Source organism: Nocardiopsis lucentensis DSM 44048 (assembly GCF_000341125.1).
GTDB lineage: Bacteria > Actinomycetota > Actinomycetes > Streptosporangiales > Streptosporangiaceae > Nocardiopsis > Nocardiopsis lucentensis.
In genome coordinates, this window is the sequence record NZ_ANBC01000555.1 from 1 (window position 1) to 6,293 (window position 6,293).

Here is a 6,293-nt window from a genome sequence, read left to right on the forward strand (position 1 = left end):
GCGAGCGCGTCGCCACCGACGGTGTGGTGCGCTCCGGCCGCTCCACTCTGGACACCTCGACCGTCACCGGTGAGTCCGTGCCCGTCGAGGCGACGGAGGGGACCGAGGTGTTCGCCGGGACGGTCAACGGCGGGGGNATCGAGGTCACCGCGCGCGTGGCGGACAACTCCCTGTCCCGCGTGGTGCACATCGTCGAACGCGAGCAGGCGCGCAAGGGCGCCGCGCAGCGTCTGGCCGCCCGGGTCGCCCGCCCCCTGGTGCCGGGGATCCTGGCCGTGGCGGCGCTCATCGCCGTCGTCGGCTCCCTGCTGGGGGAGCCGGGGGTGTGGATCGAGCGCGCCCTGGTGGTGCTGGTGGCCGCGTCCCCGTGCGCCTTCGCCATCTCCGTCCCCGTCACCGTGGTGGCCGCGATCGGCGCGGCCAGCCGCTCCGGAGTGCTGGTCAAGGGCGGGGCCGCGCTGGAGGCGTTCGGTGCGGTACGGGTGGTCGCCCTGGACAAGACCGGAACGCTCACCCGCAACGCACCGGCGGTGGTGGCCGTCGAACCCGTGCCCGGCCACACCCGGGAGGAGGTCCTCGCGGCGGCCGCCGCCCTGGAGGCGCGCAGCGAGCACCCCCTGGCCTCCGCGATCCTGGCCGCCCACCCCGACCCCGAACCCGCCCACGACGTGGCGGCGGTGCCCGGTAGCGGACTGACCGGAACCCTGGACGGGGTCCCCCTCAGGCTGGGCCGACCCGGCTACATCGACCCCGGGCCCCTGGCGCGGGCCGTGGCCGGCCTCCAGGAGCAGGGGGCCACGACCGTCCTGGTCGAATCCGGCGGCCGGGTCGTCGGTGCGGTCGCCATTCGCGACGACCTGCGCCCCGAGGCCGCCGAGGCGGTCGCGGCGCTCCATCGCGTCGGCGTGCGCACCGTGATGCTCACCGGTGACAACGAACGCACCGCCCGAGCCCTGGCCGCGCGGGTCGGCGTCGACGAGGTCCACGCCGACCTGCGCCCCGAGGACAAGGCGAGGCTGGTCACCGACCTGCGGCGACACGGACCCGTGGCGATGGTCGGAGACGGTGTCAACGACGCTCCCGCCCTGGCCACCGCCGACGCCGGTGTGGCCATGGGGGCCATGGGCGCCGACGTGGCCGTGGAGACCGCCGACATCGCCCTCATGGGCGAGGACCTGCGCGTCCTGCCCCGCGCTCTGGCGCACGCACGCCGCACCAGGCGGATCATGCTCCAGAGCCTGGTGCTGTCGGCGGGCATCCTGCTCGTGCTCATCCCGCTCTCCGCGTTCGGGGTGCTGGGTCTGGCGGCGGTGATCCTCACCCACGAACTGGCCGAGGTCCTGGTCATCGCCAACGGTGTGCGCGCCGGACACCGTACCCCGGCCGAGTCCTCCTCCACCGAGTCCCGACAGGCGGCCGAACGGGTCGGGGAGCGGGTATGAACGCCATCGCCCTCGTGCTCTACCTGACCGGCCTGGTACTGGTGTTCGGCGTGCGCACCCTCCAGTCCTGGCGCGCCACCGGGGACACCCGGTTCCGCCGTCCCGACACCACCGCCTTCAGCGCGCCCTGGTGGGGCACGGTCCTGTTCGCCGTCGCGTGTCTGCTGGGCGCGGCCGCGCCCGTCACGGCGATCGCGACCGAGGCCTTCGCCCCCTCCCCGCCCGTGGCGTGGTCCGGCATCGGAGCCATGGCCTCGGGGCTGCTGCTGGTCCTGGCCGCGCAGAGGGGGATGGGCGACTCCTGGCGGGTCGGCGTCCAGGAGGACGAGGACACCGAACTGGTCACCGGAGGGCTCTTCGCCCTCGTACGCAATCCCGTCTTCACCGGGATGGCCGTCCTGCTCGTCGGCATGGCCGTGGCGCTGCCGGGCCCGCTCTCCGCCGCTGCCCTGGTGACGCTGGTCGTCGCGGTACAGGTGCAGGTCCGGCTGATCGAGGAGCCCTATCTGTTGAGCACACACGGCGCCGCCTACCGCTCCTACGCGGCGCGCACCGGCCGTTTCCTCCCCGGACTGGGCCGCCTCGCGCCCGCCGACGGTCAAGGGGAGCGGCCCTGATCGGCGCACGCCGCACCTTCTCCGACGGGAGTTCCACGCCCGGGGGCGGCCGCACAGCCGCGGTCGCCCCCGGCGCGATTTTGATCGTCGCCGTGATCCTCCCGGCGGTCCTGTCGAGGGCACGGAAACCGTCAGTGAGATTTCACGAATACTTTTCGCGATCTCCGTCGCGGTTCGCGGGGTGACGGGGGTTTCTCACCTATGGCTTCCGTGCTTTCCCGCCGCGGGGCGGGCCGGGGTGCGTGGCGGCCGAGCCGACGCCGTCACGTGGTTCCCCGGAGTACGCGGAAGTGGAAAAGCGAAATGCTTCCCAACGGCGCAGTGCGGGACTTCTTTCACACCCGTACCTCTGGGAACTTTCATCATTGATCAGGGGTGGCTGAAAACATAAACTCCTCTGTGCGCGACACGCCGCGTGGAGAACGGAATTTCCGTTTCGGTTGGGTAGGAGGGGTTGATTGGTTGCGGTTCGGCAGGTGCGCCAGGCGTGCTCTCACGGGATCGCCATGATCGCCCGCACGTCGCCCCCTCACCGCGGCCGTGCTCATCCTCACGACCACGGGGCCCGCACCCGCGTCGGGCCGTCGACCCCCCACACTCCGCGGGCGCCGCCCGCTCCTCCGACACCGCGGACTCCGAGCACGGCCCTGACGGGTCCGCCTCTCCGAGCCCCCGGCGGGCCCGACGTCCCGGGGCGCGAGCTCTTCGCCCGCCCCGTGCGGCCCCAGCGCGCCCTGAGCCCCTTCGTGACCCTCCTGACGATGACCGGCGTGATCGACACCGACGATATGGGGGAAGCGGGACGTTGACGACGACGAGTGGCGGGGGAGACTCCGCCCTGCACCAGATCCACTTCGGTTACCGACAGAACAACCTGCTGGGGCAGGGGTTCGGTCCCAGCGCCACGTCGCTGCGCGAGGCGGACGACGGCTACCAGAGGCTGACCCACTGGTGCACACGGCTGAACGAGGTCGCCAATCCGGGCTTCGCCCCGGGGGAGGCGGAGAGCGGCTACTGGTACCGGTGGTACGACGACGGGCAGGGCGCGCTGCTGTACCGCGTTCCGGAGGCCCTGGGCCGCGACGGCCGCGGCGACACGGCCAGGGCCCTGGTGGGACGGACGGTCACGCCGTCGCCGGCGCTGGTGTTCGCCGCCCGCGGCTGGTCGGGCGAGCCCTCCGCGCCGATCGGGAGTTGGGGCGCGCTGCGACCGGTCCCCGCCCTGACCCGCGACGACGTCGGTCCGGACAAGGCCGCCCTCACCGACGACGCGCTGCGGAGCGCCGGACTGCTCACCCTGGTCACGGCGGTACTGGCCGACCCCTTCACGCCCGTGGACGTCCTCACCACCTTCGGGGGCAGGGTGATGGGCCAGAGGGAACGCCTGGCGCTGCTGTGGGGGGTCTACCAGGCGCTCCACGGGATCCTGGGGCGTGCCAGGGAGCCCCGTTTCCAGGGGGTCGACTGGTCGTTCAGCACCCACGAACCCTGGCCGGCACGGTCCGGGGACCACCCGGAACGGCCACGGATCGCCTTCCGGCCCCCTCCGACCGGCGTGCGGGCCGGGGACGCCCGCGTCGTTGACCTGTCGGCCCCCGCCGAACACGACCAGCGCCACCGTGCCGTCGCCCGGTGGCTGATCGGCCGCCTCGGCACCGCCACCGAGGTCCTCGACGGGGACGGGTGGAGCCGGATCCGGGCCTACGGGGACGGCGCCGACGCCTACGCGGCCCTGATCCACCTGCTCCACGACAGGGCCGACCGGGAGGGCGCGGGCGCGTCGTCGCGGGGATGGACGGGGGCCACGCGCCGTGTGGGCGCCGCAGCGCCTCCAGCGCCTCCGGGCGGGGAGAAACCTGCCTCCCGGAGCCGGGAGGACCCCACCGGTCGACCTCGGGAGGAGCTCGCGGCCGGGCCCCGGGAGGATTCCGCGACCCGGCTCCGGACGGGGCCCGCGGCCCGGGAGGACCCCACCGGGCGGACCCTGCCCGATCGGGCGGACGAGGAGGCCACCGAGGAGCTCCCGCCGCGCCGGGACGCCGCCGAGCGGACCGCGGAGGAGCCCGCGCCCGGCGGCGCGGCGGACCGGACCGGGGGACCTCCTCCCGGGACCGCGGAGGACGAAGGCGTGGATCCGCAGCTGGTGCTGCTGATGAGGATGATCGCGAACGCCCGGGAGAACGAGGTGTTGGAGAAGGCCGTGAACGCGGTCGTGCACCGCCTCAACCCCGGTTTCATGGGTGAGATGGTGGTCGAGTCGGACACCCGGTACCGGCGGTTCTCCCTCACCACGACCCGTGCGTTCCTCGCCGTGGCGGGCGCGGCGCTGGTCCTCTTCCTCGTCTGCGTCGTCCTGCTGACGCTCCTGGTCGGCTGACCTCCGGGCCGAAGGGCCCCGGACCCCGACTACAGCTCCGAGCCGAGCCCCAGCCCCAGGCCGCCGTCGACCAGGATCTCCTGGCCCGAGGTGAAGGTGGCCTCGAAACCGAGGAAGAGCACGGCGCGGGTGACCTCGGCGATGGTCCCGTGGCGACGCATGGGGGTCGCCGCGTCACCGACGCGCATGAACTCCTCGCGCTGCTCCTCGGTCAGGCCGGGGACGCCCATGCTCGGGGTGTCGATGAACCCCGGGGCCACCGCGTTCACCCGGATCCCGCGCGGCAGCAGCTCCGAGGCCAGCACCCGGCCGAAGCTGAGCAGGGCCGCCTTGGTGCCGCTGTACACGCTCATGCCCGCGGAGCTGCTCACATTGGTCACCGAGGTGGTGAACACGATCGAGCCGTGGTCGGCGATGAGGGGGAGCAGACGCTGGACGGTGAAGAACGCGCCCTTGGCGTTGACGTCGAACATCCAGTCGTAGGCTTCCTCGGTGACCTCGGCGACCGGTGCCAGGCCCGACACCCCCGCGTTCACGTGGAGGAAGTCGATCCCGCCGAGCTGCTCGCGCACCGTGGCGGCGAGGGCGTCGATGTCGGCCAGGTCCGCCGCGTCCGCGCGCACCACGTGCGCCTTCGGGGCGAGCTTGGCGCGCGCCTCCTCCAGGTTCCTCTCGTTGCGGCCGGTCAGCAGCACCCGCGCGTCACCCGCGACGAGCTCCTCGGCCACACCCATGCCCATGCCGTGTGTCCCGCCGATCACCACGGCCCGCTTGCCCTCGTAGGCGCCCATCTCGTCCTCCTTCGTCGTTCACCCGGCCGGTCGGCCGCTGGTTGACGCCCCTACGGTGGCCGCCGTCGCCACGGTTCGCCCACGGGTCCGCCACGGGCCCGCCGTCGTCCTCCACGGGTGGGCCCGTGGGCCGCTACGTTGGGTGCATGCGATTCGGGGTGCTGGGACCGCTGGCCGTGTGGACCGACGACGGGGTGCCCGTCCGCGTCCGCGACACCAAGGTCCGCGCCCTGCTCGCCGCGCTTCTCCTGGCCGAGGGGCGGATGGTCACCGCCGACCACCTCGTCGACGTCCTGTGGGGGGACTCCCCGCCCGCCCGGCCCACGGCCGTGCTCCAAGCCCGGGTCTCCCAGCTGCGCGGCGCATTGGACCGGGCCGAACCCGGTGCCCGCGCCCTGGTGCGATACCGCGCCCCCGGTTACCTGCTGTCGGCCGACGACGTGGACGCCGTGCGCTTCTCCGCGCTCGTGCGCCGGGCCCGGGACGGAGCCGAACCCCGAACGCGCGTCGACCTGCTCACCCGGGCACTGGACCTGTGGCGCGGCCCGGCCCTGGCCGAGTTCGCCGACGGCGACGCCGCGCGGCCGGTGGTGGCCCGGTGGGAGGAGGAACGGGTCGCGGCCGTGGAGGAACGCGCCGAGGCCCTCAACGCCCTGGGCGAGTACGCGGTCGTGGCCGCCGACCTCACCGACGCCGTCGACCGCCACCCCTTCCGGGAACGGCTGCACGCCGCCCGTATCACCGCTCTGTACGGCGCGGGCCGCCAGGGCGAGGCGCTGACCGCCTACGAACGGCTGCGTGCCCGCCTCGCCGACGAGCTGGGCGTCGACCCGGGGCCCGACCTCCTCGCCCTGCACCGCGCCCTCCTGGACCAGGACCCCGCCCTGGGGGCCGTGCCGGTCGCGCAGGCCCCGCCCGGCAACCTCCCCGCGCCCATGGGCGACCTCGTGGGGCGCGAGGAGCGGCTCGGACAGCTGGTCGCCCTGGCCGGGGAGCACCGCCTGGTCACGCTGACCGGCCCCGGAGGGGTCGGTAAGACTCGTCTGGCTCTGGCGGCGGCCGAACG

General features: G+C 74.0%; 5 protein-coding genes. 4 read left to right on the forward strand and 1 reads right to left on the reverse strand.

Features of this window, described 5'->3' with window-relative positions; all coding sequences use genetic code 11:
• From D471_RS35165 to D471_RS42335, 3 genes are all read left to right on the forward strand, one after another.
• Positions 1-1,442, forward strand: a 1,442-nt coding sequence (locus D471_RS35165; RefSeq protein ID WP_017600106.1) for a heavy metal translocating P-type ATPase, incomplete at its 5' end; no start/stop codon positions are given.
• Complete coding sequence (locus D471_RS0119185; RefSeq protein ID WP_017600107.1) at positions 1,439-2,059, forward strand: methyltransferase family protein; 621 nt, start codon at positions 1,439-1,441, stop codon at positions 2,057-2,059. The genes D471_RS35165 and D471_RS0119185, both read left to right, overlap by 4 nt.
• A gap of 805 nt (positions 2,060-2,864) precedes the next feature.
• Positions 2,865-4,436 (forward strand): hypothetical protein, encoded by a 1,572-nt coding sequence (locus D471_RS42335; RefSeq protein WP_017600109.1) that lies wholly within the window; start codon positions 2,865-2,867, stop codon positions 4,434-4,436.
• 29 nt (positions 4,437-4,465) lie between these two features.
• Here D471_RS42335 and D471_RS0119200 read toward each other — a convergent pair whose 3' ends face one another.
• Positions 4,466-5,227 carry an SDR family oxidoreductase gene (locus tag D471_RS0119200; protein ID WP_017600110.1) on the reverse strand — a complete coding sequence of 254 codons (762 nt, stop codon included), beginning with the start codon at positions 5,225-5,227 and terminating at the stop codon, positions 4,466-4,468.
• Positions 5,228-5,373: 146 nt separating this feature from the next.
• On the opposite strand from D471_RS0119200, the gene D471_RS0119205 reads away from it, so the two are divergent.
• Positions 5,374-6,293, forward strand: a 920-nt coding sequence (locus D471_RS0119205) for an AfsR/SARP family transcriptional regulator (RefSeq protein ID WP_026127874.1), incomplete at its 3' end; no start/stop codon positions are given.

Excerpts from the sequence above, each read along its gene's own strand:
- D471_RS0119185 (WP_017600107.1), top strand. The coding sequence starts at position 1,439 with ATGAACGCCATCGCCCTCGTGCTCTACCTGACCGGCCTGGTACTGGTG.
- D471_RS0119200 (WP_017600110.1), bottom strand. The coding sequence starts at position 5,227 with ATGGGCGCCTACGAGGGCAAGCGGGCCGTGGTGATCGGCGGGACACAC.